General features: G+C 65.2%; 32 protein-coding genes. 14 read left to right on the plus strand and 18 right to left on the minus strand.

The window, feature by feature from the left end; translation table 11 throughout:
- Positions 1-6 precede the first annotated feature (6 nt).
- Positions 7-429 carry a DoxX family protein gene (locus GRI48_RS12270; RefSeq protein ID WP_160676675.1) on the minus strand — a complete coding sequence of 141 codons (423 nt, stop codon included), beginning with the start codon at positions 427-429 and terminating at the stop codon, positions 7-9.
- Between the two features lie 119 nt (positions 430-548).
- Here GRI48_RS12270 and GRI48_RS12275 point away from each other — a divergent pair, with 119 nt between their 5' ends.
- Positions 549-1,817, plus strand: a complete 1,269-nt coding sequence (locus GRI48_RS12275) for a dipeptidase (RefSeq protein ID WP_419956965.1) — start codon at positions 549-551, stop codon at positions 1,815-1,817.
- On the opposite strand, the gene GRI48_RS12280 is transcribed toward GRI48_RS12275, so the two are convergent.
- The 5 genes from GRI48_RS12280 to dapD form a co-directional block, all read right to left on the minus strand.
- Positions 1,802-2,347 (minus strand): ion channel, encoded by a 546-nt coding sequence (locus tag GRI48_RS12280; protein ID WP_160676680.1) that lies wholly within the window; start codon positions 2,345-2,347, stop codon positions 1,802-1,804. The genes GRI48_RS12275 and GRI48_RS12280 overlap by 16 nt on opposite strands.
- Before the next feature lie 6 nt (positions 2,348-2,353).
- Positions 2,354-2,539 carry a DUF3008 family protein gene (locus tag GRI48_RS12285; RefSeq protein ID WP_160676683.1) on the minus strand — a complete coding sequence of 62 codons (186 nt, stop codon included), beginning with the start codon at positions 2,537-2,539 and terminating at the stop codon, positions 2,354-2,356.
- Positions 2,539-2,763: a hypervirulence associated TUDOR domain-containing protein gene (locus GRI48_RS12290; RefSeq protein ID WP_160676686.1), complete on the minus strand. Its 225-nt coding sequence runs from the start codon at positions 2,761-2,763 to the stop codon at positions 2,539-2,541. The genes GRI48_RS12285 and GRI48_RS12290 overlap by 1 nt, the downstream gene beginning before the upstream one ends.
- Positions 2,760-3,083, minus strand: coding sequence for a hypothetical protein (locus tag GRI48_RS14205; protein ID WP_202389347.1), 324 nt, complete (start codon positions 3,081-3,083; stop codon positions 2,760-2,762). The genes GRI48_RS12290 and GRI48_RS14205 overlap by 4 nt, the downstream gene beginning before the upstream one ends.
- Positions 3,084-3,172: 89 nt before the next feature.
- Entirely contained in the window at positions 3,173-4,006 is an 834-nt protein-coding gene (dapD, locus tag GRI48_RS12295; protein ID WP_160676689.1) for a 2,3,4,5-tetrahydropyridine-2,6-dicarboxylate N-succinyltransferase, read from the minus strand.
- Positions 4,007-4,236: 230 nt separating this feature from the next.
- Here dapD and GRI48_RS12300 point away from each other — a divergent pair, with 230 nt between their 5' ends.
- On the plus strand, positions 4,237-6,573 hold the full coding sequence (locus tag GRI48_RS12300; protein WP_337190828.1) for a S8 family peptidase: 2,337 nt from the start codon (positions 4,237-4,239) through the stop codon (positions 6,571-6,573).
- A gap of 18 nt (positions 6,574-6,591) precedes the next feature.
- Here GRI48_RS12300 and GRI48_RS12305 read toward each other — a convergent pair whose 3' ends face one another.
- From GRI48_RS12305 to GRI48_RS12325, 5 genes are all read right to left on the minus strand, one after another.
- Positions 6,592-7,677, minus strand: a complete 1,086-nt coding sequence (locus tag GRI48_RS12305) for a phosphotransferase family protein (protein ID WP_419956966.1) — start codon at positions 7,675-7,677, stop codon at positions 6,592-6,594.
- Positions 7,677-8,765 carry a Zn-dependent alcohol dehydrogenase gene (locus GRI48_RS12310; RefSeq protein WP_160676695.1) on the minus strand — a complete coding sequence of 363 codons (1,089 nt, stop codon included), beginning with the start codon at positions 8,763-8,765 and terminating at the stop codon, positions 7,677-7,679. The genes GRI48_RS12305 and GRI48_RS12310 overlap by 1 nt, the downstream gene beginning before the upstream one ends.
- Entirely contained in the window at positions 8,765-10,114 is a 1,350-nt protein-coding gene (locus GRI48_RS12315; protein ID WP_160676698.1) for an acyl-CoA dehydrogenase family protein, read from the minus strand. Before GRI48_RS12315 ends, GRI48_RS12310 begins: the two co-directional genes overlap by 1 nt.
- 78 nt (positions 10,115-10,192) lie before the next feature.
- Positions 10,193-11,629 (minus strand): MFS transporter, encoded by a 1,437-nt coding sequence (locus GRI48_RS12320; protein WP_160676701.1) that lies wholly within the window; start codon positions 11,627-11,629, stop codon positions 10,193-10,195.
- The gene (locus tag GRI48_RS12325; protein ID WP_160676704.1) at positions 11,626-12,504 is read right to left on the minus strand and encodes an SDR family NAD(P)-dependent oxidoreductase; all 879 of its coding nucleotides are present in this window, start codon (positions 12,502-12,504) and stop codon (positions 11,626-11,628) included. Before GRI48_RS12325 ends, GRI48_RS12320 begins: the two co-directional genes overlap by 4 nt.
- Before the next feature lie 170 nt (positions 12,505-12,674).
- On the opposite strand from GRI48_RS12325, the gene GRI48_RS12330 reads away from it, so the two are divergent.
- From GRI48_RS12330 to GRI48_RS12345, 4 genes are read left to right on the plus strand one after another with little or no spacing between them, the layout of a single operon-like run.
- Positions 12,675-13,859, plus strand: coding sequence for an acyl-CoA dehydrogenase family protein (locus GRI48_RS12330; protein WP_160676707.1), 1,185 nt, complete (start codon positions 12,675-12,677; stop codon positions 13,857-13,859).
- Positions 13,860-13,863: 4 nt separating this feature from the next.
- On the plus strand, positions 13,864-15,003 hold the full coding sequence (locus tag GRI48_RS12335) for an acyl-CoA dehydrogenase family protein (protein WP_160676710.1): 1,140 nt from the start codon (positions 13,864-13,866) through the stop codon (positions 15,001-15,003).
- Positions 15,004-15,019: 16 nt separating this feature from the next.
- Complete coding sequence (locus GRI48_RS12340; protein ID WP_160676872.1) at positions 15,020-15,826, plus strand: SDR family oxidoreductase; 807 nt, start codon at positions 15,020-15,022, stop codon at positions 15,824-15,826.
- A 1-nt stretch (position 15,827) separates the two neighbouring features.
- On the plus strand, positions 15,828-16,736 hold the full coding sequence (locus GRI48_RS12345; RefSeq protein WP_160676713.1) for an SMP-30/gluconolactonase/LRE family protein: 909 nt from the start codon (positions 15,828-15,830) through the stop codon (positions 16,734-16,736).
- Positions 16,737-16,760: 24 nt separating this feature from the next.
- On the opposite strand, the gene GRI48_RS12350 is transcribed toward GRI48_RS12345, so the two are convergent.
- The 7 genes from GRI48_RS12350 to GRI48_RS12375 form a co-directional block, all read right to left on the minus strand.
- The gene (locus GRI48_RS12350; RefSeq protein WP_160676716.1) at positions 16,761-17,378 is read right to left on the minus strand and encodes a riboflavin synthase; all 618 of its coding nucleotides are present in this window, start codon (positions 17,376-17,378) and stop codon (positions 16,761-16,763) included.
- Between the two features lie 9 nt (positions 17,379-17,387).
- On the minus strand, positions 17,388-18,374 hold the full coding sequence (ribD, locus tag GRI48_RS12355; protein WP_419956967.1) for a bifunctional diaminohydroxyphosphoribosylaminopyrimidine deaminase/5-amino-6-(5-phosphoribosylamino)uracil reductase RibD: 987 nt from the start codon (positions 18,372-18,374) through the stop codon (positions 17,388-17,390).
- Positions 18,355-18,795, minus strand: a complete 441-nt coding sequence (locus GRI48_RS14365; protein ID WP_237451943.1) for a hypothetical protein — start codon at positions 18,793-18,795, stop codon at positions 18,355-18,357. Before GRI48_RS14365 ends, ribD begins: the two co-directional genes overlap by 20 nt.
- A 69-nt stretch (positions 18,796-18,864) precedes the next feature.
- The gene (locus tag GRI48_RS12360) at positions 18,865-19,554 is read right to left on the minus strand and encodes a DUF4402 domain-containing protein (protein WP_160676721.1); all 690 of its coding nucleotides are present in this window, start codon (positions 19,552-19,554) and stop codon (positions 18,865-18,867) included.
- Positions 19,523-20,245 (minus strand): M48 family metallopeptidase, encoded by a 723-nt coding sequence (locus GRI48_RS12365; RefSeq protein ID WP_160676724.1) that lies wholly within the window; start codon positions 20,243-20,245, stop codon positions 19,523-19,525. Before GRI48_RS12365 ends, GRI48_RS12360 begins: the two co-directional genes overlap by 32 nt.
- Before the next feature lie 13 nt (positions 20,246-20,258).
- The gene (locus GRI48_RS12370; RefSeq protein ID WP_160676727.1) at positions 20,259-20,702 is read right to left on the minus strand and encodes a YcgN family cysteine cluster protein; all 444 of its coding nucleotides are present in this window, start codon (positions 20,700-20,702) and stop codon (positions 20,259-20,261) included.
- A complete protein-coding gene (locus GRI48_RS12375; protein ID WP_160676730.1) occupies positions 20,690-21,295 on the minus strand; it encodes an SCO family protein in 606 nt (201 codons plus the stop codon). Before GRI48_RS12375 ends, GRI48_RS12370 begins: the two co-directional genes overlap by 13 nt.
- Positions 21,296-21,362: 67 nt before the next feature.
- On the opposite strand from GRI48_RS12375, the gene GRI48_RS12380 reads away from it, so the two are divergent.
- The 8 genes from GRI48_RS12380 to GRI48_RS12415 all read left to right on the plus strand — a co-directional run bounded on the left by GRI48_RS12380 (position 21,363) and on the right by GRI48_RS12415 (position 26,615).
- The gene (locus GRI48_RS12380) at positions 21,363-21,986 is read left to right on the plus strand and encodes an ankyrin repeat domain-containing protein (protein ID WP_237451944.1); all 624 of its coding nucleotides are present in this window, start codon (positions 21,363-21,365) and stop codon (positions 21,984-21,986) included.
- Between the two features lie 8 nt (positions 21,987-21,994).
- Positions 21,995-22,657 (plus strand): COQ9 family protein, encoded by a 663-nt coding sequence (locus GRI48_RS12385; protein WP_160676878.1) that lies wholly within the window; start codon positions 21,995-21,997, stop codon positions 22,655-22,657.
- A gap of 64 nt (positions 22,658-22,721) precedes the next feature.
- Positions 22,722-22,961 carry a FeoA family protein gene (locus tag GRI48_RS12390; protein WP_160676733.1) on the plus strand — a complete coding sequence of 80 codons (240 nt, stop codon included), beginning with the start codon at positions 22,722-22,724 and terminating at the stop codon, positions 22,959-22,961.
- Positions 22,958-24,814: a ferrous iron transporter B gene (feoB, locus tag GRI48_RS12395; RefSeq protein WP_160676736.1), complete on the plus strand. Its 1,857-nt coding sequence runs from the start codon at positions 22,958-22,960 to the stop codon at positions 24,812-24,814. Before GRI48_RS12390 ends, feoB begins: the two co-directional genes overlap by 4 nt.
- A gap of 14 nt (positions 24,815-24,828) precedes the next feature.
- The gene (gene ssb, locus GRI48_RS12400; RefSeq protein WP_160676739.1) at positions 24,829-25,356 is read left to right on the plus strand and encodes a single-stranded DNA-binding protein; all 528 of its coding nucleotides are present in this window, start codon (positions 24,829-24,831) and stop codon (positions 25,354-25,356) included.
- Between the two features lie 58 nt (positions 25,357-25,414).
- A complete protein-coding gene (locus GRI48_RS12405; RefSeq protein WP_160676742.1) occupies positions 25,415-25,933 on the plus strand; it encodes a DUF421 domain-containing protein in 519 nt (172 codons plus the stop codon).
- Between the two features lie 77 nt (positions 25,934-26,010).
- Positions 26,011-26,415, plus strand: coding sequence for a hypothetical protein (locus tag GRI48_RS12410; protein ID WP_160676745.1), 405 nt, complete (start codon positions 26,011-26,013; stop codon positions 26,413-26,415).
- Positions 26,412-26,615, plus strand: a complete 204-nt coding sequence (locus tag GRI48_RS12415; RefSeq protein WP_160676748.1) for a helix-turn-helix domain-containing protein — start codon at positions 26,412-26,414, stop codon at positions 26,613-26,615. The genes GRI48_RS12410 and GRI48_RS12415 overlap by 4 nt, the downstream gene beginning before the upstream one ends.
- The last annotated feature ends 37 nt before the right edge of the window (positions 26,616-26,652 follow it).

Consider the following 26,652-nt stretch of genomic DNA (forward strand, 5'->3'; position numbering starts at 1 on the left):
GTTCGATTACCTGTTCGGGCGGCGCCCGGCTGGCCTCTTGAAGGGCCAATCGGTGACGCCGCCCGTCCACAGCGCCAGCCAGACGAGCAGCGGCTGCGCGACCATGCGGGGCAGGTGATAAGCCAGGCCCAGCCCGCCGCCATCCGTCCGGGCCATGTCCATGGCGAAGTGATTGATGTTCGCCGGGAAGACGCACACGGCGTAGAGCGCGAGCCCGATCGCTCCCCATTTTCGCAAGCTGGCCGAAAGCGGCTGCGCAAGCGCCACTGCCCCGAGCAGCTCGGCAACCCCGGTAAACCAGACCACGGCTTCGGGTGCCGGAACCCAGTCCGGCATGATCTGCAGAAACGGATCCGGCTGCACGAGATGCATGTAGCCCGCGAAGCCATAGAATATCGCCAGCAGCCACCGCAGTCCTGCGCGGATCATCGCGTAGCTCCTGGCGAAATTGTCGGCAAAGGCCGATCGGCAGGCTGTGGTTCGATTGTCATGGCTTGTCCCGCGTGGTGGCGATGCTTTAGTGCAGGTCTCGATAACACAGGGATCACATGTCTATGAAATACCTTCCGTTGCTCGCAGCCGTTTCGCTCCTGGGCGCGCCCGCTTTCGCCCAGACACCGGAAGAAACGGTCCGCGCCGCGCTCAAGGCCGCGCCCGTGTGGGACGGACACAACGACGTTCCCTACCAACTGCGCGAGCGGCTCGATAACCGCATCGCCGATTTCGATTTCAACGACACCGAACATGCGAGCGTCGGGGAAGAGGGCGCATCCGCCATGCACACCGATATCCCGCGCCTGCGCGAAGGAATGGTCGGCGCCCAGTTCTGGTCGGTCTACGTGCCAGCATCGTTGTCGGAGCCGGAGGCGGTGCAGGCGACGATCGAGCAGATCGACGTGACCCGACGCCTGATCGCTCGTTATCCCGAAAGCCTGGCGCTGGCCCTGACCAGCGAGGATGTGGAACGCGCGGTGGCCCGTGGCCGGATCGCCTCGCTGATGGGCATGGAAGGCGGCCATTCGATCGGCTCGAGCCTCGGCGTGCTCAGGCAGATGTATGCGCTGGGCGCGCGCTACATGACGCTGACCCACTCCAAGACACTTCCCTGGGCCGACAGCGCCACCGACGTCCCGACGCATGATGGCCTGACCGATTTCGGCATGGACGTGGTGCGCGAAATGAACCGCCTCGGGATGATCGTCGACCTCAGTCACGTCAACGAGGCGGCGATGATGGACGCGCTCGACGTCGCGAAGGCCCCGGTGATCTTCAGCCACAGCGGCGCACGCGCGATCAACGGCCACGCCCGCAACGTTCCCGACAGTGTGCTGCGCAGACTGCGCGACAACGGCGGCATCGTGATGGCGGTCGCCTATCCGGCGTTCGTGAGCGAGGCACAGCGCCAGCGCAGCGCCAATCGCGCCGCCGAGCAGGCGCGGCTCGAAGCGCTCTGGCAAGGCCAGCCCGAAGCGGTGAAAAGCGCGCTCGAAGCATGGGACGCGGCCAATCCGGTCCCGCCTGCAACCGTGTCCGACTACGCCGATCACATCGACCATATCCGCAAGGTCGCGGGCATGGACCACATCGGCATCGGCGGCGATTACGACGGTATCCCGATCGGCGTCGAGGGCATGGAGGACGTGTCTGGCTATCCGGTCCTGTTCACCGAACTCGCCCGCCGCGGCTATTCGCAGAAGGACCTGGAAAAGATCTCCTTCCGCAACATGCTGCGGGTGATGAAGGGCGTCGAGCAGACCAAGCGCGACCAGGCCGGCGTTGCTCCGATCGAAACGCTGGCTCCTCAGCCGGAGGATTGATCCCGGCGCCGGGCGCCGTCGTCGCCTTCGAGCCGTCCGAGTACCCTGACGAAGAAGGCGGTCGACCACCCGAGCAGGATCACGCCCAGCACCCCTTCGAGCGCGGCGACCATGCGCCATTGCTCGTGGATCGATGCGTCGCTGTAACCGATGGTCGCGTAGCTGATGGTTGAGAAATACAGGGCATCATCGAAACTGTGGAGTGCGCCCAGGTAATCGTAGAGGAACGCGAACAGCCAGATCTCGAAGAAATGGATCAGGAACAGCGCGAAGACTGCGATCAGGGTGAAGCCCGCACCGGTGATCGAGAGGGCGCGCAGGCTCTCGAAGCGCTCCTGCATGCGGTCGCCGGAAATGCCGCGCTGGATCGTGAAAAGGCCGAGCCCATGGATGATGACGCAGATCGCGATCATCCCCATGCCGATCAGCAGCTGCTCGTTGAAAGTCGCCTCGATAACTTGGTCGTTATCGGGCATCGCTTTCGCCGAGAGGAGAAACAGCGTGGGATCGATGTGGATGGCGACCGTCACTCCCGGCTAGTCTGCGCTTTCCGGTAGATCCTCGCGAGCAGTGGATGCCATCTCGTCGAGTTCGGCTTCCGACATGCTGTCGTACATCTCTTTCGAAGCGCCCTGCAGGTCAGATACCTTCGTGTCGCCACGCTTGGCGGAAAGGGCCGCGCCCGCGGCGCGCTGCTGCGCTTTCGATTTTGCCTCGGGCATCAGGCAGCCGTCAGTTCCGAGCCGCGCTTGAGGACTTCGTCGCCGTCATCCTGCTTGATCAGGTAGGCGGGATTGTCCTCGTCGCCGTCCTTGGTCACCTCGGTGCCCTGGAGCGTGCGGGTAACTTCGCGTTCGAAACGTTCCTTGATCTGGCCGCAACCTTCGCCGTTGCCCCAGTTCCACTTGACGTACTGGCTTGTCCGAAAGCTGTTGGACTTGCTCATTCAGCGCTCTCCTGGTCGTTTTCGATGACTTGCAGCCCGTCCTGCATCTCGCTCTGCGACTGGGCGGAATCGATTTCATCGAGCTCACCGCCGACGATGCTGTCGGTCGCTTCGCCATTCTCTTCGGACGCGATGCGGCCGCTGGCGGTTGCTTCTTCCTCGACATCGCCCTGGGTGAGCGCCCCGGTCATCCAGATGATGCTCAGCGCACCGATCGCCAGCACGAGGCCGATGATCAGGACGTAGCGCACCACGCCTTCCTTGGAGCCGCCGCTGGCTTCCTCGCCGTCGATATGAACTTCATTCCCATCCGTATGCATTCGATATTCTCCGCAATCGCGCGACCGTTTTCATTCGCGCAAGATACGGTTCGAAGCAGGGAATGTTCCGCCGCGGGGCGGTCAGAGCCTCAGTCGCGGAGCAACTCGTTGATGCCGGTCTTGGCGCGGGTGCGCTCGTCGACGGTCTTGACGATCACCGCGCAGGCCAGCGAGGGGCCCGGCGATCCGTCGGGCAGGGCCTTCCCGGGCAACGAGCCGGGAACGACCACGCTGTAAGGCGGGATGTGGCCGGTGACGATCTCTCCGGTCTCGCGGTTCACGATCTTGGTCGACTGGGTGATGAACACGCCCATCGCCACGACGCATCCCTCGCCCACGATCACGCCCTCGACGATTTCCGAGCGCGCGCCGATGAAGCAATTGTCGCCGATGATCGTCGGATTGGCCTGCATCGGTTCGAGCACGCCGCCGATTCCCGTTCCGGCGGAGATGTGACAGTTCCGGCCGATCTGCGCGCAGCTGCCGACCGATGCCCAAGTGTCGATCATCGTGCCGTCGCCGACATAGGCACCGATGTTGACGAAGCTCGGCATCAGCACGACGCCCTTGCCGATATGCGAGCCATGCCGGGCTATCGCTCCGGGCACGACGCGGAAGCCGGCTTCGCGAAAGCGTGCCTCGTCCCAGCCGGCAAACTTGCTGTCGACCTTGTCGAAGGCCGGATGTCCAGCCGAGCCACCGTCCATGACCCGGTTGTCGTTCAGCCGGAACGACAGCAGCACGGCCTTCTTCAGCCACTGGTTAACGGTCCAGCCGCCATTGCCGTCCGGTTCCGCAACGCGCGCTTCGCCGCGATCGAGCATCTCCAGTGCCGCATTGACCGGATCGCGCACCGCTTCGTGATCGAGCGCATCGCGGTTTTCCCAGGCATCGTCGATGATCGCTGCCAGCTGCTCGGTCATGAAAGGCTTCTCCTGTGGGTCACGGCTGGCAGGGCTGCTAGCCGCGAGCGAACACGGGGGCAAGTTGCGCTGCCAGTTCGGCGAGCGTTCACACGGCAATTTCTACGTTCTAAGCAAATCTTTCACGATCTGCCGCGAGGATGGCGATCGAAGAAGAAGGGATCGCGAACGTGTTTTTGGCAAGGGCTGGGAAGTCGATCAGATTGTGTGGCGCGAGCGCAAGTGCCCTCGTGCTACTTGCGGCGTGTGGCGGCGGAGGAGGCGGCACGAACAGCACGCCGCGTCCCGCCCCTGCGCCAACGCCTGCGCCTGCACCCGCTCCCTCGCCGTCGCCATCGCCGACACCTGCACCCTCGCCATCGTCGAATTTCGACACGGCGGAATATCGCCGCTCGGACGGTCCGGCCTTCCACGGGGCCGTCAACGCGTGGCGCGACGGGAGCACGGGGCTGGGCCAGACCATCGCGGTCATCGATACCGGCATCGACAGCGACAGTCCGGAATTCGCTGGCCGGATCCATCCCGATTCGCGCGATGTCGCGGCAAACAGGGGTTTCGAGGCGCTCGACGACCACGGAACCCATGTCGCCATGATCGCCGCAGCAGCGCGCAACGATACCGGCATCGTCGGGATCGCCTTCAACTCCACGATCCTTGCATTGCGCGCCGATGCGCCCGGCAGTTGCACCGGTGCCTCTACCCCTGACGCGACCAATGATTGCGGGTTCGCCGACATCGATATCGCGGCCGGGATCGACCAGGCGATCGCTTCCGGCGCAGCAGTCATCAACATCAGCCTGGGCGGCGGCACACCGTTCAGCGAGCTGACCGCCGCCGTAGCCCGCGCGGCGCAAGCCGATGTCGTCGTGGTCGTTTCTGCCGGTAACGACGGCGACGGCGGCAATGCGGACATTCCGCCCGACCAGCCCGATCCTTTCGCCTCGGGGCTGGTGGATGCGGGCAACGGGAACGTGATCATCGTCGGGTCGGTCGATGCGCAGGGCGTCATATCCGGCTTCAGCAACAAGGCCGGTGCTTACGCGAACAGCTACATCGCGGCCTTGGGCGAGGACGTCTGCTGCATTTACGAAAACGGCGAATTGCTGGTCGAACAAAGGCCGGGCGGCAGTTTCGTGACCGTCTTCTCGGGCACGAGCTTCTCCGCGCCGCAGGTCTCGGGCGCAGTGGCACTCCTGTCGCAGGCGTTTCCGAACCTCACCGCGCGCCAGATCGTCCAGTTGCTGATCGAAAGCGCGCGCGATGCCGGCGCGACCGGCGCCGATCCGATCTACGGCAGCGGCATCCTCGACATCGCCAACGCCTTTGCGCCCAAGGGCGTCACCAGCCTTGCCGGCAGCGCTTCGGCCATCCCGCTCGGCGACGACACGGGTATCGGATCCGCGGCGATGGGCGATGCCATGAACCGCGGCGCATTGTCCGCGGTCGTGCTCGACAAGTATCGCCGCGCCTATACCTACGGTCTCGGGGCAAGACTGCGCGGCGCGCAAGTTGATCCCAAGCTCCATGCCGCGGTAGGCACGAGCGCTCGCCGCGTTTCGGCAGGGACCGCCGGCCTTGCCATGGCATTCACGCTAAATGCACAGGGGCAGGCCGGTGGCTACGGCTGGAGCCGTGCGTTGCGCCTGACTTCGGAAGATGCGCAGCAAGCGGAGGTCCTGGCAGGCCGCATCGCGATGCGCCTGTCGCCGGACACGGACCTAGCCATCGGTATCGCCGAGAGTGCCCAGGGATTGGGTGCACAATTGCGCGGCGCGGACCGACCGGCCTTCATGCTCGCCGGCACCAGCGATGCCGAGCGCGGTTTCCGCAGCAATTCCGACGTCTCGATGGCGCTGAGACAGCGCATCGGCGCGTTCGGGTTGACGATGAGCGCCGAGCAGGGCGACGCCTGGCTCGGCAGCTGGCGGCGCGCCGACGACAGCCGACGGCTGGGCACCGACAGTTATCGCTTCCGCGCGATCGGCGCGGGTCTGGACCGCACGATCGGACCGGTAGCTGCGACGATCGGCCTCACCTGGCTGGACGAGGACCGCACGATCCTCGGCAGTTATTTTCACGAGGCTTTCGGGGCCGATGGGGCGCAGACGCTGTTCCTCGATGGCTCCACAACGGCGCGGCTGGGGGATGGCTGGTCGATCGGCGCGGACCTGCGCCGCGGATACACGCGCGCCCGGCATGGCGACATCATCGCCAAGGGATCGGATCTGCAGAGCATGGCGTGGTCGCTCGACCTCGCTCGCGGCAGCGTCCTGCAGCGCGGCGACAGCCTGGGCCTGCGTTTCTCGCAGCCGCTGCGGGTCGAACGGGGCGGGCTGATGCTGAACCTGCCGGTGGCCTACGATTACGCGACCGAAACGTCCCGCTACGGCCTGCAGGGCCTGTCGCTGACACCCGAAGGCCGCGAACTGACTGGCGAGCTTGCCTGGCGCGGCTCCCTGTGGGGCGGCGGTGCGGCGGCGAGCCTGTTCTACCGGCGCCAGCCCGGGCACTATGCCGCCGCGCCCGACGATGCGGGCGTGGCGATCAAGTGGAGCAGCGAATTCTGACCGGCAAGGCCTACAGGATCACTCCGGCATTCCGGCCTTGAGGGCGAATTCGTAAGCGCGGTCGACCAGCGGTGAGACACGGTCGCTGGCTTCCTTTGCGTGCGCGGAGGAAGCCGTGCCGTCGATCACCCGCTTCTTGATGCCCTGGATGATCCCGGCCAGTCGGAACAGGTTGTACGCGAAGTACCAGTCCATCGGCGGCACGGGATAGCCGGTGCGCGCGACGTATCGTTCGACCGCTTCGTCCTGCGTCGGGATGCCGAGCGCCTCGAGATCCTTGCCCTGTATGCCGGCTCGGTTTTCGGACTCGGTGTGCCAGTTGAGAATGAAGTAGCTGAAATCGGCGATCGGATCGCCCAGCGTCGACAGTTCCCAGTCGAGGACCGCGATCACGCGCGGCTCGCTCTTGTGGAAGATCATGTTGTCGAGCCGGTAATCCCCGTGAACGACGCTGCTTTCGTGTTGCGGCGGGATGGTCTGCGGCAACCATTCGATCAGCCGCTCCATCTTGGGCATGTGCTCGGTTTCGGACAGCTTGTACTGCTTGGTCCAGCGGCTTATCTGGCGCGCGCAATAGTCGGTCGGCTTGCCGAAATCGCCGAGGCCGATGTCTTCCGGCTTCTGCAAGTGCATGTCGGCCATGGTGTCGATCATGGCGTTGTACAGCTCGCGCCGGTTCTCGCGCGTGAATCCCGGCAGCGTGCCGTCCCACAGGTTGCGACCATCGGCGAGGCTCATGACGAAGAACTTCGAGCCGATGACTTCCGGATCCTCGCACAGGCCATAGGTCTTCGGCACCGGAAAGCCGGTCGGCCCGAGGGCGGCCATCGCCTTGTACTCGCGATCGACCGCATGGGCGCTCGGCAGCAATTTGCCGAACGGCTGGCGGCGCAGCACGTAGGAGGTCGAGGGCGTGTCGATCCGGTAGGTCGGGTTCGACTGGCCGCCCTTGAACTTCGAATAGCTGAGCGGTCCTTCGTAGCCCTCGACGTTTTCCTCGAACCACTTCGTGAGCCGATCGAGATCGAGCGCGTGTTCCTCGGTGACCTCGGTCGTGCCGATCATGTCGGCGTTCGGGTCTTCCACCATCGCTTCCTCGGCCATCAGTCGAACACCACCACGCTGCGCGCCGAATGGCCGCCTTCCATCTTCGCGAACCCTTCGTTGATCTTCTCGAGCGGGATGCGCTCGGCAATGATCGTGTCGAGATCGAGCAAGCCGCGCATGTAAAAATCCACCAGCCGCGGCAGGTCGACGGGGAAGTGGTTCATCCCCATGATCGCGCCCTGCAGCTTCTTGCCGGAAAGAAGGTCCATCGCGCCGAGCCCGACCTTGCAGTCCAGCGGCATCATGCCGAGGATCGTCGCCGTGCCGCCGCGCCGCAGCGACTTGACCGCCAGGTCCGCGCTGGCCTGCCGGCCGACCGCCTCGATCCCGTGATGCACGCCGCCGTTCGAGATCTTGTGGATCTGCTCGACCGCATCGCTCGCCATGGCATCGACGGCATGGGTCGCGCCCAGGACCATCGCCAGTTCGCGCTTCTCCGCGATCGGGTCGACCGCGATGACCTGGCCGGCGCCGGCAATCTTGGCGGCATTGATCGCCGCGAGCCCGACCCCGCCGCAGCCGATCACCGCAACGCTTTCGCCTGGAACGACCGAGCAGGCGTTAAAGATCGTCCCCGCGCCGGTCGTGACCGCACAACCGATGATGGCCGCGCGGTCCAGCGGCATGTCCTTGTCGATCGAGACGCAGGCATGTTCGTGGATCAGCATCTGCTCGCAGAAAGCGGACAGGTTGAGCATCTGGGCGACCGGCTCGCTGCCGTCCGCTCGCATGATCCGGGGCTTGGCCGTCTGGTCGCGGCGGGTGTCCGCGCCCATGCACAGCGCCATGCGGCCGGTGACGCAGAACTCGCAGTGGCCGCAGAAGGCACTGAGGCACGAAACGACATGGTCGCCAGGCTTGACCGTCTTCACCTCGGTGCCGACCGCGCGCACCACGCCCGCCGCCTCGTGGCCGGGAATGGCCGGCATCGGATGCGGGTACGACCCGTTGATGAAATGGAGGTCCGAATGACACAGGCCGCAGGCCTTGGTGTCGATCAGGACCTCGTGCGGGCCGGGGTCGGCCAGTTCGACCTCACCGATGGTGAGCGAGCCGACCTGTTCCAGAATTGCCGCTTTTGCCATCAGCGCGTCGCTCCCATGTCACCGGAGCTGTAGCTGGCAGCTGCCGCACTGCCCGCGCTCGCCGAATGGGCATTGCCGCCCCGCAGCGCGTTCGAGCTAGGCCCTTCGTTCGGTGCGTGCTTGGCGAATTCCATCCGCGCGATCGAGCGGGCGTGGACTTCGTCCGGGCCGTCGGCGAGCCGCAGGGTGCGCTGGTGGGCATAGGCGCTGGCGAGGCCGTAGTCCTCCGACACGCCGCCGCCGCCATGCGCCTGGATCGCATCGTCGATGATCTTGAGGGCCATGTTCGGCGCCTGGACCTTGATCATCGCGATTTCCTGCTTGGCGTTCTTGTTGCCGACCTTGTCCATCATGTCCGCCGCCTTGAGGCAGAGCAGGCGGGTCATGTCGATATCGATGCGGGCACGCGCCACGCGCTCTTCCCAGACCGAGTGCTTGTAGATCGGCTTGCCGAAAGCTTCGCGTTCCTGCAGCCGGCGGCACATCTTCTCCAGCGCTTCCTCGGCGACGCCGATGGTACGCATGCAGTGGTGGATACGGCCCGGCCCGAGGCGGCCCTGGGCGATCTCGAAACCGCGTCCTTCGCCCAGGATCACGTTGGAAACCGGAACGCGCACGTCCTTCAGTTCGACTTCCATGTGACCGTGCGGCGCGTCGTCGTAGCCGAACACGGGCAGGTGGCGCAGCACGTTGACGCCAGGCGTGTCGATCGGGACAAGCACCTGCGACTGCTGCGCGTGGCGCTGTGCGCTCGTGTCGGTCTTGCCCATCACGATCGCGACCTTGCAGCGCGGATCGCCGAGGCCTGACGACCACCACTTGCGGCCGTTGATGACGTATTCGTCGCCGTCGCGCTCGATGCGGGTTTCGATGTTGGTCGCATCGGAACTGGCGGTGAAGGGCTCGGTCATCAGGAATGCCGAGCGGATCTCGCCGTTCATCAGCGGGGTCAGCCACTCGTCCTTCTGCTCGCGCGTGCCGTAGCGATGGAAGACTTCCATGTTGCCGGTATCGGGAGCGGAGCAGTTGAAGACTTCGGAAGCGAAGCCGACGCGGCCCATTTCCTCTGCGCACAATGCGTACTCGAGGTTGGTGAGGCCCGGCCCTTCGAACTCGTAGCTGTCATCGACGTGGTGATGGCCGTCGTTGCGCGGCGGCATGAACAGGTTCCAGATGCCCGCCGACTTGGCCTTCGCCTTCAGTTCCTCGACCACTGGGATGACTTTCCAGCGGTCGCCTTCGGCTTCCTGCTGGCGGTAGGTCGGGACGGCCGGGCGGACGTGCTGGTCGATGAAATCCTTGACGCGGTCGCGCCAGTAGACCTGCCGGTCGGTGGGCTCGAAATCCATGGTAGTTCCTCTCTCTCGTCGAATCCGTGTGCGAAATGAAACTGGCAGAGCCTGCAGGCTGCGCCAAGCGAAGAATAATTAGGGTGGGGTCAAACTCGCATCGACATCCGCCCTGGCAGCCCGGTCGAGAGCGGCAAGGCGCGCCTCGTGCTGGGCACGATCGATTGGGAAGCGACCCAGCCAGTAAGCCGCGATCAGCGCGAGCAGTATGGAAATCCCGCCATAGAGCAGGATTATGCGCAGGATCACGTCGCCATCGACCTCGCCCGGGCGGGAGTTGGCCGGCAGGCCGGCGATGCTGATGATCTGCCCGGTTATCAGGATGCCCGCGCCGGTCGCGCATTTCTGGACGAACCAGTTGCCCGAGTAGAAGCTGCCTTCGGCACGCCGGCCCGAGCGTTCCTCGAAAGCCTCGACGATCTCGGCGATCATCGAACTGGCCGATATCATCATGACGATGCCGAACATGTTGCCGAACAGCAGGAAGCCGTAGAACATGGCGTGCGAGCGCAGCGTTCCGGGCGTTGGCCAGGTGCCGAGCGCGAACAGGGCATAGGGCATGAGGCCGATCACCAGCGCGGCAATCGCGCCGATTGCGGCGGTCCGCGGCTTGCCCCAGCGGCGATGCATCGGTCCGACCACCACGAACATCAGTACCACCGACAGAAACAGGACGATCGGATAGGCCGTCAGCGCCGCCTGGTCGAATTGCCAGACGAACAGGTTGACGTAATTGGAGATCGAGAAGGTCATTCCCTGGCTGACATAGGCAGCGAGGCCTCCGGCGGCGAAGATCAGGAAGGCCTTCTCCGAGAAAGCCTCGCGAATTTCGGAAAAGGCGTTGCGGATGCCGAACGGGGCGGGGCGATGCGCAGGCAGATGGGCGACCAGCCGGTGCTGGCCGATTGCGGATCCGACGACAGACAGAAATATCAGCGCGGCACCGAAGATGCCGAACAGGCTGTACCCACCCGGCTGCAGCATCCCGTCCTGGCCGGGCATGAAGACGGTGTAGGCCAGCAGCATCATGATGACGCCGCCGATCCAGCCGAACAGGTAGCGGTAGCGGAACAGCGTCGTGCGCTCGTCGTAATCCGCGGTGATCTCGGGCACCAGACTGACCGAAGGCACCTCGCAGGCCGAGAGCAGCACGCGCACGACGATCGCGATCACCAGCAATTCGAGAAAAGTCGGCGTGCCGTCGATCGCGGGGTTCCACAAAACCGCCCATGCGAGCGCCAGCGGCAAAGCAGCGGCATAGAGCCACGGCAACCGGCGGCCCCACCGGGTGTAGGTCCGGTCGGACAGATAACCGAGCATTGGGTCGACGAAGGCATCGACCAGCAGCGCGGCGCCCAGCGCCAGGCTCACCATCCCGGCATCCATGCCGAGGACCTGGTTGTAGAAGATCAGCAGGAAGAAACTGAAACCCGAATCTTTCACGCCGAAGGCCACGGCGCCAAAGCCGTGGACGATCTTCAGGCGCTGGGACAGTGGCCCGGTAGTGAAACTCACGCCTCGCCGGCTTCCTGCGCCTGCTTGTACTGCTGTTCGATCGCCTCGAGTGCCGAATACACGCCCGGCTCCTCGTCGTCCCAGCTATGCCGCGGGCCGATGGTCAGCCCGCCGTCGACCAGCAACGAGGTGCCGTTGACGAAGCTGCCCGCATCGCTCGCGAGATAGGCCGCCGCTTCGGCGATATCGATCGGCATCCCCTTGCGACGCACCGGCTGGGCGTTGGACGACATCTGCGCGATCGCCGCCTTGGCCTGTTCCTTCAACTCGTCGGGGATTCCGAGCGAACTGGTGAAGATGTTGGTGTTGATGAAGCCGGGCTGGATCGCATTCACGCGGATCGAGTGCTTCGCCAGGTCTGCGGCGGCGGACTTGGTCAGGTGCAGTACCGCACCCTTGGCCACCGCGTAGGCGCTCGGCGAATAGCCCGGGCCGCAGGCGGCAACGCTGGCGGTGTTGACGATCGAGGCATTGGGGCGCCCCTTCATGTGCGGCACGGCATAGCGGATGCCGAAAGCGACCGAGCGCAGGAGCAGGTCCATCGTCCGGTCCCAGTCCTCGGGCTCGATCTCGTCCATCCCGGCGCGCGCACCCCCGGCTCCGGCGTTGTTGAAGACGGTGTCGATCCCGCCGGTTTCGGATGCCGCGCGGTCCATCAGCGCCTTGATGTCGGCCGTGCTGCAGACGTCGCATTTCTGGAAGCGGATCTTGCCCTCACTCTCGTCGGCGAGCGCCGTACCGCCGTTTTCGTCGATGTCGGCGGCGTAGACGATCGCGCCTTCGCGCGCGAACAGCCGCGCTGCCTCCGCGCCGATGCCCGAAGCCGCCCCGGTAACCACAACCGTCTTGCCTGCGAATCGCTGTTGCTGCGCCATCTCTTCTCTCCCTCTCGCGGGCCAGCTTAAGCGCGACCGGCGACCCGTCAACGCGTATCGGACTGACGTTACGGAATGGCGGAACGTCGTTCTGCGTCTTGCGGAACGGCTTCGAATCGCCCTAACGTGTGCGTAAACATACCGCTGTTTTGAAAAGAGAGGATCCAGCTATGTCCGAACAGGATTTGGACGCCTTCCGCGCCGAGACGCGCGAATGGCTCGAAGCGAACTGCCCCCCCGAAATGCGCGAACCCGTCCGCGACGAGGACGACATCTACTGGGGCGGCCGCAAGGCGACCTTTAAGAGCGATGCGCAGAAGGCCTGGTTCGAAGCCTGCCGCGACAAGGGCTACACCGTGCCCGCATGGCCGAAGGAATACGGCGGCGCCGGCCTGAGCCCCGCAGAGGCCAAGGTGCTGCGCGAGGAAATGGCGCGCATCGATGCACGTCCGCCGCTTTCGAGCTTCGGCATCTGGATGCTCGGCCCGGCGCTGCTGCACTTCGGCACCGAGGAGCAGAAGAAGCACTTCCTCAACGAGATCGCGCGCGGTGAAATCCGCTGGTGCCAGGGATACTCGGAGCCGGGCAGCGGCTCCGATCTTGTGTCGCTGCAGACCTATGGCGAGGACAAGGGCGACCACTGGATCGTCAACGGCCAGAAGATCTGGACCAGCTACGCAGACAAGGCCGACTGGATCTTCTGCCTCGTGCGCACCGACAAGGGCGACAAGTATCGTGGCATCACCTTCATGCTCTTCGACATGGAAAATGCCGGCGTCACCACCAAGCCGATTCTGCTAATCAGCGGCAACTCGCCCTTCTGCGAGACCTTCTTCGACGACGTGAAGGTACCCAAGAGCTACGGCGAGAACATTCCCGGCTACGTCGGCGAGATCAACCGCGGCTGGGATGTCGCCAAGTACCTGCTCGGCCACGAACGCGAGATGATCTCGGCGACCGGTGGCGGTGATCGGGCGACCTCGCTCGGCGCGGCGATGAAGCGTTCGGGCGATCTCGACCCGGTCCTGCGCGGCCAGATGGCGATGTTCGATGTCGATGCACTCGCCTTCACCGCGATGAGCGAAAAGTTCCTCGACGAGGTCAAGGTCGGCAAGGCGCATCCCGCCCAGCCGAACATGATGAAATACGCCGGCACCGAGCTGAACAAGCAGCGCCACGAGTTGATGATGTCGGCGGGCGGCTCACGTTCGCTCGAATGGGACAGCGAGGAGACCGGTGGCGGCAAGCCGTCGCGCAACTGGCTGAGGACCAAGGCCAACTCGATCGAAGGCGGGACGAGCGAAGTCATGCTCAACGTCATTTCCAAACGCATTCTCGACCTGCCGGGAGCCTGATCCGATGCCTCTGTATTACGACGACGACCAGACGATGCTGGCCGACACCGTCACCGGCTTCATGGCCGAAGAAGGTGCCATCGCGAAGCAGCTGCGCCACTGGCGCGACACCGATTGCAAGGACGGGTTCGGGCACGAATTGTGGAAGCAGTTCGCCGAGATGGGCCTGACCGGAATGCTCGTCTCCGAAGCGGACGGCGGGCTCGGGATGGGCCATGTCGAAAGCGCGATCGTGCTCGAGGAAATCGGCCGTAACCTGACGCCTTCGCCGTTCCTGTCGAGCTCGGTGCTCGCCGCAGCGGCGCTTGCCGATGCCAGCGACGACTTGCGCGGTCGGTATCTGCCAGGCCTCGTTTCGGGCGACCATGTCTACGCGGTCGCGATCGACGAAGGTCCCAAGCACCGCCCCGAGAGCATCGCGACGAAGGCGGAGAAGTCGGGTAATGGCTTCAAGCTGAGCGGGCAGAAGGATTTCGTCCTCCACGGTGCCAGCGCCGATATGCTGGTCGTCGCCGCACGTACCAGCGGCTCTGATGGCGATGCGGACGGGATCACCCTGTTCGCAGTGCCCAGGGATGCGGCCAACATGAGCCACGAAACGGTCCGGCTGGTCGACAGCTCGATGGCGACGCACACCAAGTTCGACGGGGTCGGACTCGATGGCGATGCCGTGATCGGCGAGGTCGATGGCGGTCGCGAAACGCTGAACAAGATGCTGCGGGCCGGGCGCGTCGGCGCTGCGGCCGAAGGCGTGGGCGTGGCGCGCGGGGCGATGGACATGACCGTCACCTACCTCAAGGAGCGCAAGCAGTTCGGCCGGCTGATCGGCGAATTTCAGGCGCTGCAGCACCGCGCCGCGCATCTCTATTCCGAAGTCGAGATCGCCCGCGCGGTCACGATCAAGGCGGCGCAATTGCTCGACGCGGGCAGCGACCAGGCGGACCTGATGGCCTCTGTCGCGAAGGCCAAGGTCGCCAAGGCCGCCGGTCTCGCGGTGCGCGAAGGCGTGCAGATGCACGGCGGCATCGGGATGACCGACGAATACGACATCGGGCTGTTCATGAAGCGCGAGCGTGCGCTGCAGGAATTCCTCGGCGACCAGTACTACCACGCCAACCGCGTGGCCGAGATGAGCGGATACTGAGGGGAGACATCCGATGATGAACATGCAGGAGCTGTTCGGGCTCGACGGCAAGATCGCGCTCGTCACCGGCGGCAGCCGCGGGATCGGCAAGATGATCGTGGAAGGCCTGCTCGAAGCAGGCTGCGCCAAGGTCTACATCGTCGCTCGCAAGAAGGAGCAGGTCGACGAGACCAGTGCCGAGCTCGGCGACAAGGTCATCGGCCTGGTCGGCGACCTCAGCCAGATGGACGGGATCCAGGCGCTGGCCGACGAGATCGCCGCCAGGGAAGACAAGCTGGACCTGCTGGTCAACAATGCAGGCGCCGCCTGGGGCGAGGACTTCGAGGAATTCAGCGAAGCCGGCTGGCATCGCACGGTCGACCTCAATCTCAAGACGCCGTTCTTCCTCACGCAGAAGCTGCATGGGCTGCTCAAGGCGGCGGCAACGCCCGAGCGCCCGGCCAAGGTGCTGATGATCGCCTCGATCGACGGGATGAAGACTAACCCGTGGGAAACCTATCCCTACCAGGCGTCCAAGGCGGGGCTCATCCACCTGACGCGCAGGATAGCTGCCCGCCTGATCCGCGACAACATCGTCGTCAACGGCATCGGACCGGGCGCTTTCCCGAGCATGATGAACCGCGCGGCGCGCGACAATCCCGATGCCTCGGCGCGTGGCATTCCTTCGCGTCGCATCGGCGTGACCGAGGACATGGCCGCAGGCGCGATCTACCTGCTCAGCCGGGCAGGCGATTATGTCGTGGGTACGACGATCCCGATCGATGGCGGCGTAGTGAACGCCAATATCGGCGCGGGCAATTTCGTCGATCCGTCGGGCGAGTGACATGAGCCGCGCCCTGCGCACCGTCGCCGAGGGTATCCATTTCGGCGAAGGCCCGCGGTGGCGGGCCGAAGATGGGCAGGGCAGGCTCTGGTTCTCCGACTTCTACGCGCACCGGATCTGTTCGGTGAGCGAGCAGGGCGGCGACGTGCGGACCGAGCTCCAGCTAGACGGGAACGAGCAATCCTCGGGCCTCGGCTGGATGCCGGACGGCTCGCTGCTGTTCGTGAAGATGCAGGCCCAGGAGGTCTGGCGGCGCTGGCCCGATGGACGCCTTGCGCGCCATGCCGACCTCTCCGCTTACGCGGCCTATTGGTGCAACGACATGGTCGTCGATGCACGCGGGCGGGCCTACGTCGGCAATTTCGGTTTCGATCTCGATGCCGCGATGCACGAGCGCGGCGTCGAAGGAGTGCTCGCCGACCATCCGACCACCCCGCTTGCGCTCGTCCAGCCCGATGGGTCCGTTTCCTCCGCTGCCGGCGACGAGCGATTCTCGTTTCCCAACGGCACCGTCATCACGCCGGACGGCGAGACGCTGATCGTCGGAGAAACGCTCGGCGGCAGGCTTGCCGCCTTCGATGTCGGCGAGGACGGCAGCCTCTCCAATCGCCGTGTCTGGGCCGAAACCGCGCCGCGAGTACCGGATGGTATCTGCCTAGATGCCGATGGCGCGATCTGGATCGCCAACCCGATCGCACCCGAATGCGTGCGCTATGCGGAAGGCGGCGAGGTTCTCGACGTGGTCGAAACGGCAGGCCTCAACTGCTTCGCCTGCATGCTGGGCGGGGCGGACGGTCGCACCCTGTTCATGGTGCTGGCTCCGGATTCCGACGCCGGACGAAGGCGCGCTCGCGCGGAGGGCCGCATAGTCTCGGTCAGGGTAGATGCGCCCGCGGCGGGCCTTCCCTGACCGGTCTGCGCGGCCGAACTACGATCAGCGACGCAGTTGCTGCATCCGGTGGAGATACCGGGCGAGCACATCGATCTCGAGATTGACGCCGTCGCCTTCCTCGCGCTCGCCCAGGGTCGTGACCTCGGCCGTATGCGGGATGATGTTGAGCGAGAAACGCACGTCGCCGTTCGGCTCGTCGGTCACGTCGTTGACCGTCAGCGAAACCCCGTCGACGGTGATGGAGCCTTTTTCGGCGACATAGGGCGCGATCGATGATCCGGCCAGAATCTCCCAGCGGGCCGATCCGCCATCGTCCTGCAGCCGCGCGACCCGCCCGACCGCATCGACATGCCCGGTGACGATGTGGCCGCCCAGTTCCTCGCCCAGGCGCATCGCCTGTTCGAGATTGACCTTGCGACCCTCTTGCCACTGGCCTTGCGCGGTGCGCGAAACGGTTTCGCCCGATATGTCGACGTCGAACCACGCATCGCCCGCCGTCCCGCCGCGCGCGACCACGGTCAGGCAGCAGCCGGAGCAGGAAATCGATGCGCCGATGGCGATCCGGTCTGGGTCGTAAGGGCAGGCGATCCGCGCGCGCAGATCGCCGCGATCCTCGACGCTGGTGACCGTGCCGACGGCGGTGACGATACCGGTGAACATGCCTGTTTCCTAAGCGGCTGGGGGACGGTGGCGCTCATAGGCGGCGAAGCCGTCGCTGCCAAGCTGGCGGCGTTCGGCAAGTGTCCAGCGCCCATGCGCTTCGGCCAGCCGCTCGAGCCCGATGGCGCCCAGGGCATCGCGCCCCTCGCCGATGACTATCGGCGCCGTGTAGATTTCGAGCCTGTCCACGAGATCGGCGGCGAGGAAGCTTGCAGCCGCCTGGCCGCCGCCCTCGACATAGAGATACTGGACCCCGGCAAGCCGATCGATCTGGCCTGGCGCGTTGATGATCTTCACCCCGTCGAGCGGAACGCCGCGCGTGAGCACCACCCTTTGCGGGCTGCGATCTTCGAGACCGGGCAGGCGCACGTCGAGCCTGGGTTTGTCCGACCGCCATGTGCCGCCGCCAACCAGGATCGCGTCGCTCTGGGCACGCCGCGCATGGACATGCGCACGGGCAGCCTCGCTGGTGATCCAGCGACTCTCGCCGTCCGGACGGGCGATCTTGCCGTCTAGCGACAGCGCGAGCTTCAAGGTAACGTGCGGACGCCCGAAATTCGCCCGGACAAGATAGCCGGCGAGACTGCCGCGCGAGGCGGCATCGCCGACCAGTTCGACGGCTATGCCCGCAGCACGCAGCCGCTCGATTCCCTTGCCAGCCGTGCGGGGATCGGGATCGGCAGTGCCGATGACCACCCGGGCAGGCTTGGCGCTAGCAAGAATGTCCGCGCAGGCCGGGCCCCGTTCGCTGTCGTGCGCGCACGGCTCGAGCGTGACATAGACCTCGCTACCCAGCGCAGCCTCGCCCGCCTGGGCCAAGGCCATGGCCTCGGCATGGGGACGACCACCGGCTTGCGTCCAGCCGCGACCGACGACGTGCCCGTCCTTGACGACAATGCAGCCGACCGACGGGTTCGGACGGCTCAGCGGCCGGCCGCGTTGCGACAGCCGTGCAGCTGCCGCCAGCCAGTCGCGATCACTCGGCGGTGTCTGCACGCGGATTTTCGGACAATGACGGTGCGCCTGACGGCTCGCCGGACTCGCGATCGGCTTCGATCTCGGCTTCCATCCGGTCGACGTCGAGGCCGCTTGCCCGGCCAAGCTCGCGATACAGCTCCTTGCGCAGTTCCTCGCGCTGCTGCTGGCGGGCGGCAAGCGCATCCTTGCGCTGCTGGTTTGCGATGTTGCTCGCCATGATTTCCTCGTCCGTGCGGTCGGGATCGAAGCTGGTGATGTAGGTCACCTCGGGCGCGGCGGGCGGGATGTAGGTCTTCTCGCTGGTGAAGGAATAGAACAGCGTGCCCGTGATCAGCAGCGACACGACCAGCACCGGCCAGCGGTATTCGTTCGGGCGACTGAACTCGCTCCAGAAATCCCGCACACCCGGAATCGGGTTCAAACGTTTGAGAATGCGCATGAAGGATAGATAGGCGCTGGAATCATCGAGCGCCAGTGCATGCGCCAGTGCCCCGTGTCGGGCGATACCTCAGTCGTAGGTGACGCGGATCGGGACCCGTCCGCGCAGCACTCCGCCGAGCCCGATTGCCGAATCGGTATAGAGCCGTCCGGTGAAATGGAATGTCATCGTTCCCGTGGCGTCGAGCACGGCGAATGCGGGCAAGTCGGTCTCGAAATCGCGCAATTGCGCTCGCCCGCCGCCCGGATCGCTCATGGTGACCGACAGGGGCATGTCGACGCGGATTGCCTTGAATGGCTTGCCGGTGATGGTCGCCCGGCCCTGGATCGCGATTCCGCCGAGATCGTCGATCCCGCCGAAAGTCACCTTCTGGCCGGTCTGCAGGTCGATCAGCACGCTTCCCACGCCGCTGCCGACCAGCACCAGCCGGCCGAAATCGATATCGCTTTCGATTTGCAGGACGAGCTGGCCCTGGCCATTGCCGCCGGTAGTTCCACCGCCGCCTCCGCCGCCTCCGCCGCCCCCGTTGCCCGGGCGTCCACCGCCTTCGCCGACAGGAGGCGGGTTGGTGCCGCAAAAGCTGCACTTGCCCTGCGCCGCGGCCGGGGTGGCCGTGACGAGCAGGGCGATGGCTGCAACTAACGCGAGGAAGGCAGCTTTGAACATGACCCGGTTATCGACGAACAGGGTAAACGAAAGGTTAGGGACTTCTACCTGGCCGCCATTTTCATCCGAACGCAGCGTAGAGCGTGCGGCCATGGACTTTCAGCCACCGGTCAGCTGCGGCCAGATCGCCTTCGAACAATTCGCCTAGCATCGTATGGAAAGCAGGCGAGTGATCGAAGTGGACGAGGTGTGCTACTTCGTGCGCTACGACCGAGCGGCGGACGAAATCGGGCGCCTGCACCAGCCGCCAGTTGATCCGCAGCGTGCCCGAGGTCGAACAACTGCCCCAGCGGCGTTGGGCACGGCTGAGGGCAAGCCGGGGGACGGCCAGGCCCAGTCGTGCGCAATAGTGTTCTAGGTCGGCTTGCAAGAGGGCTCGCGCCTCTCCTTCCAGCCACCGCTGCAGCCGCTGCGACAGGGTTTCCGACGGGCCGCCAAGGGTGATCCGGCGATCGGACACCGCCGGTTTGCGCGGCTTGCGGGCGTCCCACTCGATCGCGTGCTCGATACCCCTGAACGCGATGGCACCGCCTGCTGCGGGCGGCTGGCGTAGCGGAATCTTGGCCAGTTCCCCTTCGAGCCAGTCGCGGCGGGCGTGAACGAAGGCGAGCGCTTCCTTGCTGGCACACCAGCGCGGCAGAGTGATGCGGACTTCGCTGCCGTCGGGCGCGAGGCGCATGGTCAGCCGTTTCGCCCGCGCGAGGCGCCTGAGGGCGATCGGCACGCTGCGACCGGCCAGTTCGATCTGCGGATCGATCTCGGCGCTGCGCAACCATTCGATCATCGCCGCCGCCCTCTCACGCGCTTTCCCAGTCGACGATGTGGTGTTCGAGAGGGCCGGCATCATCCTCGCTGATGACTCGTCCCGCGACCGAGACGCCAGCGCGGATCACCGCCTCGCGATCGCCGGAGATCAGGTAGTGCCAGTCCTTCAGCGGCTTGCCTTCGTGGCGCAGCCGATAGGCGCAGGTGCGGGGCAACCACGGCACGTCGTCCATGATCGACAGCCGCAGCTGGAGACACTCGGGCACGAAGGCCTTGCGATGCTTGTAATTGCGACAGGTCGCCGTGCCGGTGTCGAGCAGGGTGCAGGCGACATTGGTATCCTCGATCTGCCCGGTATCGGCATCCTCGATCTTATGCAGGCAGCAGCGTCCGCAGCCATCGCAGAGCGCTTCCCATTCCGGCTTGCTGAGACTTGCCAGCGGCAACTCCCAGAAACGCTCCCTCAGCGCACCCACTTCGCCAGCTCCGCAGCGACCGCCTTTGCACCCTGGTCGGTCGGCAGGGTCGAGACCGGCTGGCCGTCGGGCCCGAAGAGATAGGTCACGGTCGAGTGATCCATCAGGTATCCCGCATCGGTCCCCGCGCCGCGGTTGTAGAAGATCCGGAACGTGTCGGCGGCCTGCTTCACCTGCTCCTCGCTGCCGGTCAGTCCGACGAGCTGGGGAGAGAAGGCCGCGGTAAACTCGCCGACCACCTCGGGCGTGTCGCGCGCGGGATCGACCGTGATGAAGATCGGGACGAGGTTCGCGGCCGCTTCGGGCTCGTCGTCGGCAAAGGCCTTCAGCCCGCGAACGATGCGCTGGACGTCGACGGGGCAGATGTCGGGGCAGAACGTGTATCCGAAATAGACGATCCGCCACTTGCCGTCGAAATCGCTCCAACGGACGGTCTCGCCCGTGCTGTTCACCAGCTCGAACTCGCCGCCGATGTCCGCTCCGGCAAGCGGCGCCTCGGCCAGATCCGGGCCGCTTCCCTGGCCGCAGCCGGAGAGGGCGGAAAGCAGCAATGTCGATAGGATGAGCGCTCGCAGCATGGCATCGCGGTTCATGGTCTGCTAACCCGCTCGGCGCAAGAGTTCTGCGGGGCTCATGAACAACTGGAATCGGAGTATTGGGATGATGGCGAAGGCCCTCTTCCGCACGGGTTTGATAGGTATCGCCGTTGCAGGCGCGGCACTTGCGGCGCCGGTTGCGGCGCAGCGCTATTCCGAGGGTTACGAGTTTCTCAAGGCGGTCAAGGAACGCGACGGAGACGTGGCGACCACCGCCCTCAACGAGCCGGGTACGACTGTGGTCAATGCCCGCGACCTGGTCACCGGCGAGACGGCGCTGCACATCGTCACTCAGCGCCGCGACCTGGTGTGGATCAAGTTCCTGGCCCAGCGCGGCGCCAATGCGAACATCGCCGACAAGAACGGCGTCACGCCGTTGCAGATTGCCGCAAATCTCGGCTTCATCGAAGGCATCGAGGAATTGCTCGAGCGAGGGGCGCGGATTGACGTGACGAACGCGGCGGGCGAGACGCCGCTGATCTCCGCAGTGCATCGCCGCGACATAGCGATGGTCAGGCTCCTGCTCGAGAAGGGTGCCAATCCCGAGCACAACGACAATTCGGGCCGCTCGGCGCGCGACTATGCCACGCTGATGGGCGGCAACAGCCAGATGCTCGAAGAGATCCGCAAATCGGACGAGAAGCGCAAGTCATCAACACCCGCGCAGACCTACGGTCCGAGCTTCTGACGGTGGCGATTTCCACGGACACGGCAGACCTCACGCTCGAGGAATTGCGGCTGGCGCTTGCCCCCGCGATTGCCGAGGCGGCGATCTTCGATGGCTGGAGCGACGAGGCGCTGGCGATGGCAGCAGCATCGATCGGCGCTGACGAGGATGTCGCGCGGCTCGCTTTCAAGGGCGGCGCAATGGAGATGATCGAGGCCTGGATCGAGACGATCGACCGGGCCATGGCAAACGAACTGCCGCCGCAGAAGCTCGCGACGATGAAGATCCGCGAGCGGATCCGCAGCCTCGTGCAGTTCCGGCTCGATGCGGTGACCGGCCTGGAAGAAGCGCTGCGGCGCGCGCTTGCCATTATGGCGATGCCGCAGAACGCGGCGCGTTCGCTCAGGACAGGGTGGCACAGCGCGGACGTCATCTGGCGCCTCGCGGGCGACACCGCGACCGACTACAACCACTACACCAAGCGGGCGATCCTCGCTTCCATATATGGCGCGACGCTGGCCGTGTTCGTCGACGATACGAGCGAGAACAAGGTCGAGACGCGTGCCTTTCTCGAGCGCCGGATCGACGGCGTAATGAAGTTCGAGAAGGTGAAGGCGCAGTGGCTGAATCCCGAGCGCGAACATTTCAGCCTGTCGCGATTTCTCGGTCGGCTGCGTTATCCCACGCGGTGATGCGCGAGCTGCCGCTATTGATAATCGGTTGCAATTAGGGCCTCGCTCTGGCAGCGCGGCGACGATGACGCTCGACTCCCTCAAGCCCGGCCAGACCGCCCGCATCGTGGCGGTCGCATGGGACACGCTGGCCTCTGCAGAAGGCAAGCGGTTGCGTGCGCTCGGCTTCGATGCCGGGGCCGAAGTGGGCGTTGCCTATCGCGGCGTGTTCGCGGGCTCCGATCCGCTTGCGGTGACGATGGGCCGGATGACGGTCGCGCTGCGGCGCGTCCACGCGCGGGCGATGGAAGTCGAACCGTTATGACCCGCTCGCGTACCGTCGCCCTGGTCGGCAACCCCAATGCGGGCAAGAGCGCGCTGTTCAATGCGCTGACCGGCGCGCGCCAGAAGATCGCGAACTATCCCGGCGTGACGGTCGAGCGCAAGGCCGGCCGGCTAACCCTGCCGAGCGGCGAGCCGGTCGAACTGATCGACCTCCCCGGAAGCTATTCCCTCGACGCCTCCAGCCCGGACGAGGAAGTGACCCGTCGCTTCGTCCTCGGTGAATTCGAGGGCGAGGCCAAACCCGAAGTCATCGTGCTGGTGCTCGATGCAGCCAATCTCGAACAGCACCTGGTGTTCGCGCAGGAGATCATCGCGCTCGGCCGGCCGGTCGTGGTGGCGCTCAACATGATCGACCTCGCCGAACGTGACGGCCTGGTGCTCGATCCCGATGCCCTGTCGAGTTCGCTCGGTGTCCCGGTCGTCGCGACCGTGGCTGTCCGGCGCAAGGGGCTCGTGGAACTGGCGCAGGCGATCGCGGATGCCGAACACCGGTTCGACGACCATCCCGATGCCGAGCCGCAACCTCACCTGACGTTGCCGGAACGCAGGCTCGCGGCGCGCAATATTGCGAAGGCCGCCATTCTTTCGGAGAGCAAGGGTCGTCGTCTGCACGCCGGGCTCGACAAGGTCCTGCTCAATCCCTGGATCGGGCCGTTCATCCTGTTCGCCATCCTGTTTGTCGTTTTTCAGGCCGTTTTCGCATGGGCGGACCCGTTCATCGGCCTGATCGAAGGCGCGACGGAATGGCTTGCCGGTATCGTCGCCTCTAGCCTGCCGGACGGCATCGTGCGGGATTTCATCACCGAAGGCGTGATCGCGGGCGTCGGCTCGGTCGTCGTATTCCTGCCGCAGATCGTCATCCTCTTCGCTTTCATCCTGGTGATGGAGGCGACCGGCTACATGGCGCGAGCCGCCTTCCTGATGGACCGGTTGATGGCGGGCGTGGGCCTGTCCGGGCGCAGCTTCATTCCGCTGCTGTCGAGCTTCGCCTGTGCCATTCCCGGCATCATGGCGACCCGCAGCATCGCCGATCCGAAGGACCGGCTGACGACCATCCTCATCGCGCCGATGATGACCTGTTCGGCGCGCCTGCCGGTCTACGCGGTGATCATCGCGGCAGTCATCCCGGCGACGACTGTCGGGCCGGGCATCGGTCTGCAGGGCCTGGTGCTGTTCGCGCTCTACATCGCCGGAATCCTCGGGGCGCTGGTCGTCGCGCTGGTGCTGCGGCGCAGCGTGACCAAGGGCGGTGCATCGGGATTCATCATGGAGCTGCCGCGCTACCAGCTCCCGCGGCTCAAGGACCTCGCGATCGGCCTGTGGCAGCGCGCCTGGGTGTTCCTGCGCCGGGCCGGCACGATCATCTTCGCCGCGACCGTGATCCTGTGGCTGTTGCTCACCTTCCCCAAGGCGAACGAGGGCGAAAGCCAGCTCGACGCGAGCTTCGCCGGCCAGATCGCCACCGCCATGCAGCCGGTGTTCGAACCGGTCGGCTTCAATCGCGAGATGACGCTGGCGCTGGTCCCGGCCATGGCCGCGCGCGAAGTCGCCGTGTCCAGCCTCGCGACGACATACGCGATCGACGACGACGGCAGCGAGGAGCAGACCGAGGCCGCCTTGCGCGACCAGATCGCGGCGCGCTGGAGCCTGCCGACCGCGCTCGCCTTCCTCGCCTGGTTCGTGTTCGCGCCGCAATGCCTGTCCACCATCGCCGTCGCCCGGCGCGAGACGAATGGGTGGAAATGGCCGAGCTTCATGTTGGCCTATCTGTTCGCGCTCGCTTATGTCTTCGCGGGAATCACTTACTGGGCGGCGATCGCCCTCGGATTATAGCGAAGGAAGTTTGAATGGCCGGGTCCCTCAACAAGGTAATGCTCATCGGAAACCTGGGGGCCGATCCGGAAATCCGCAGCTTCCAGAACGGCGGCAAGGTCGCCAACCTGCGCATCGCGACTTCCGAACAGTGGAAGGACAAGAACACCGGAGAGCGGCAGGAGCGCACCGAGTGGCACACCGTCTCGATCTTCTCCGAAGGCCTGATCAACGTGGTCGAACGGTTCCTGCGCAAGGGATCGAAGGTCTATGTGGAGGGGCAGTTGCAGACCCGCAAGTGGCAGGACCAGCAGGGTAACGATCGCTATTCGACCGAGGTCGTGCTGCGTGGCTTCAACGGTACGCTGACCATGCTCGACGGTGCGAGCGGCGGTGGCGGCGGCGGTGGCGGTGGCCAGCGCGGCGGAAGCGGCGGCGGCTGGGACCAGGGCGGTGGCTCGGGCGGCGGCTACGGCGGCGGTCAGTCGGGCGGCGGCCAGTCGGGCGGCGGTTCAGGTGGCGGCTCGAACTACGACGATCTTGACGACGATATCCCGTTCTGAGGCATTGCGCCCGGCGCAGCACGTCGGAACCAACGTGCCGTCGCTTCGCTGATCGGGCATGTTCACCTCCGATCCCACCATCGACCTGATCCTGCGCGGCCTGCTGCTGGCCGCCATCGCTCTCGTGTGGGTGGTGCTGTTGATCCGGATCGTCGGATTGCGATCCTTGTCGAAGATGACGCCGTTCGATTTCGTGATGACCGTGGCGAGCGGCTCGTTGCTGGCCGGTGCGGCGCAAGCGAGCGAGTGGAGCGGCTTTCTGCAGGCCTTGATCGCCACCGCCTCGCTCTTCGGCGTGCAGTTCATTGCCGCGCGTGTCCGCAAGGAATCTGACGTGGCGGAGGACGTCATGCAGAACGAGCCGGTTTTCCTCTTCCGCAATGGTGCCTTCAACGAAAAGGCGATGGAAGAAACCCGCGTCTCGAAGAGCGACGTCTATGCCAAGCTGCGCGAAGCCAATGCGCTCGACCTGTCGGGCGTGCACGCCGTAATCCTCGAGTCGACCGGCGATGTCAGCGTGCTGCACGGCGGTAGCTCGCCGGACGAGCAGATCCTTTCCGGCGTGCGCGAAAGCTAGGACCGCGTGCGGATGTAAAAAGGTCTGGACATTACGATTTCGAATGTCCAAACATATTTACATCAAAGGAGGTTCGCATGGCCAGCAATTCGCATGACAGCAGGGTTCGCAAATATTTCGTCCTGGGATTCGGCGTGGCAATCGCCGCCGGGCTCGTGCTCGGCATCTACCTGCCCGCCAATGCCGGTACCGCGCCGGCATGGCTCGTCTTTCCCGTACTGCTGGTCCTGATGGGGGGCGTCATGCTTGCCGGCCTGCCATGGTGGCGCGCGCTCGACGATGTGCAACGCCAGGGACAGACGCACAGCTGGTACTGGGGCAGCATGCTTGCCGGCCTTTGCGTGATCATGTGGTTGATCGCCACAACCGGCAGGCACAGCGACATGAGCCTCGGCGCAGCTTATCTGTTCATCGCACAAGGCATCGGCTTCGCCCTCGTCTGGACGATCTGGCGACTGCGCGGTCGCGGCGCGAGCGAGTGAGGAACTGCCTCAGGGACCTGCGTCGGCAGCGCAAGCTGACGCAGGCCGATCTCGCGGATGCGCTCGATATTTCGCGCCAGACGATCATCGCGATCGAGGCGGACAAGTACGATCCCTCGCTGCCGATGGCTTATCGGCTGGCTGCCTTTTTCAAGGTGCCGGTGGAGGAGCTGTTCTTCAACGACTGGCGCGAAAGGTGAGTGCAGAGCCAATGGCTGCTAACGACCCTTCAGGAGA

The organism is Qipengyuania oceanensis, from assembly GCF_009827535.1.
In the GTDB taxonomy this organism is placed as follows: domain Bacteria; phylum Pseudomonadota; class Alphaproteobacteria; order Sphingomonadales; family Sphingomonadaceae; genus Qipengyuania_C; species Qipengyuania_C oceanensis.

Excerpts from the sequence above, each read along its gene's own strand:
- GRI48_RS12375 (WP_160676730.1), bottom strand. The coding sequence starts at position 21,295 with ATGAACCGCGATGCCATGCTGCGAGCGCTCATCCTATCGACATTGCTG.
- feoB (WP_160676736.1), top strand. The coding sequence starts at position 22,958 with ATGACCCGCTCGCGTACCGTCGCCCTGGTCGGCAACCCCAATGCGGGC.
- GRI48_RS12310 (WP_160676695.1), bottom strand. The coding sequence starts at position 8,765 with ATGGCAAAAGCGGCAATTCTGGAACAGGTCGGCTCGCTCACCATCGGT.
- GRI48_RS12270 (WP_160676675.1), bottom strand. The coding sequence starts at position 429 with ATGATCCGCGCAGGACTGCGGTGGCTGCTGGCGATATTCTATGGCTTC.
- GRI48_RS12290 (WP_160676686.1), bottom strand. The coding sequence starts at position 2,763 with ATGAGCAAGTCCAACAGCTTTCGGACAAGCCAGTACGTCAAGTGGAAC.
- GRI48_RS12340 (WP_160676872.1), top strand. The coding sequence starts at position 15,020 with ATGAACATGCAGGAGCTGTTCGGGCTCGACGGCAAGATCGCGCTCGTC.
- GRI48_RS12405 (WP_160676742.1), top strand. The coding sequence starts at position 25,415 with ATGTTCACCTCCGATCCCACCATCGACCTGATCCTGCGCGGCCTGCTG.
- GRI48_RS12360 (WP_160676721.1), bottom strand. The coding sequence starts at position 19,554 with ATGGCCGCACGCTCTACGCTGCGTTCGGATGAAAATGGCGGCCAGGTA.
- GRI48_RS12335 (WP_160676710.1), top strand. The coding sequence starts at position 13,864 with ATGCCTCTGTATTACGACGACGACCAGACGATGCTGGCCGACACCGTC.
- GRI48_RS12350 (WP_160676716.1), bottom strand. The coding sequence starts at position 17,378 with ATGTTCACCGGTATCGTCACCGCCGTCGGCACGGTCACCAGCGTCGAG.
- GRI48_RS12315 (WP_160676698.1), bottom strand. The coding sequence starts at position 10,114 with ATGGATTTCGAGCCCACCGACCGGCAGGTCTACTGGCGCGACCGCGTC.
- GRI48_RS12345 (WP_160676713.1), top strand. The coding sequence starts at position 15,828 with ATGAGCCGCGCCCTGCGCACCGTCGCCGAGGGTATCCATTTCGGCGAA.
- GRI48_RS14365 (WP_237451943.1), bottom strand. The coding sequence starts at position 18,795 with ATGCGCATTCTCAAACGTTTGAACCCGATTCCGGGTGTGCGGGATTTC.
- GRI48_RS12275 (WP_419956965.1), top strand. The coding sequence starts at position 549 with ATGTCTATGAAATACCTTCCGTTGCTCGCAGCCGTTTCGCTCCTGGGC.
- dapD (WP_160676689.1), bottom strand. The coding sequence starts at position 4,006 with ATGACCGAGCAGCTGGCAGCGATCATCGACGATGCCTGGGAAAACCGC.
- GRI48_RS12325 (WP_160676704.1), bottom strand. The coding sequence starts at position 12,504 with ATGGCGCAGCAACAGCGATTCGCAGGCAAGACGGTTGTGGTTACCGGG.
- GRI48_RS12390 (WP_160676733.1), top strand. The coding sequence starts at position 22,722 with ATGACGCTCGACTCCCTCAAGCCCGGCCAGACCGCCCGCATCGTGGCG.
- GRI48_RS12410 (WP_160676745.1), top strand. The coding sequence starts at position 26,011 with ATGGCCAGCAATTCGCATGACAGCAGGGTTCGCAAATATTTCGTCCTG.
- GRI48_RS12380 (WP_237451944.1), top strand. The coding sequence starts at position 21,363 with ATGATGGCGAAGGCCCTCTTCCGCACGGGTTTGATAGGTATCGCCGTT.
- GRI48_RS12330 (WP_160676707.1), top strand. The coding sequence starts at position 12,675 with ATGTCCGAACAGGATTTGGACGCCTTCCGCGCCGAGACGCGCGAATGG.
- GRI48_RS14205 (WP_202389347.1), bottom strand. The coding sequence starts at position 3,083 with ATGCATACGGATGGGAATGAAGTTCATATCGACGGCGAGGAAGCCAGC.
- ssb (WP_160676739.1), top strand. The coding sequence starts at position 24,829 with ATGGCCGGGTCCCTCAACAAGGTAATGCTCATCGGAAACCTGGGGGCC.
- GRI48_RS12365 (WP_160676724.1), bottom strand. The coding sequence starts at position 20,245 with ATGATCGAATGGTTGCGCAGCGCCGAGATCGATCCGCAGATCGAACTG.
- GRI48_RS12305 (WP_419956966.1), bottom strand. The coding sequence starts at position 7,677 with ATGGCCGAGGAAGCGATGGTGGAAGACCCGAACGCCGACATGATCGGC.
- GRI48_RS12285 (WP_160676683.1), bottom strand. The coding sequence starts at position 2,539 with ATGCCCGAGGCAAAATCGAAAGCGCAGCAGCGCGCCGCGGGCGCGGCC.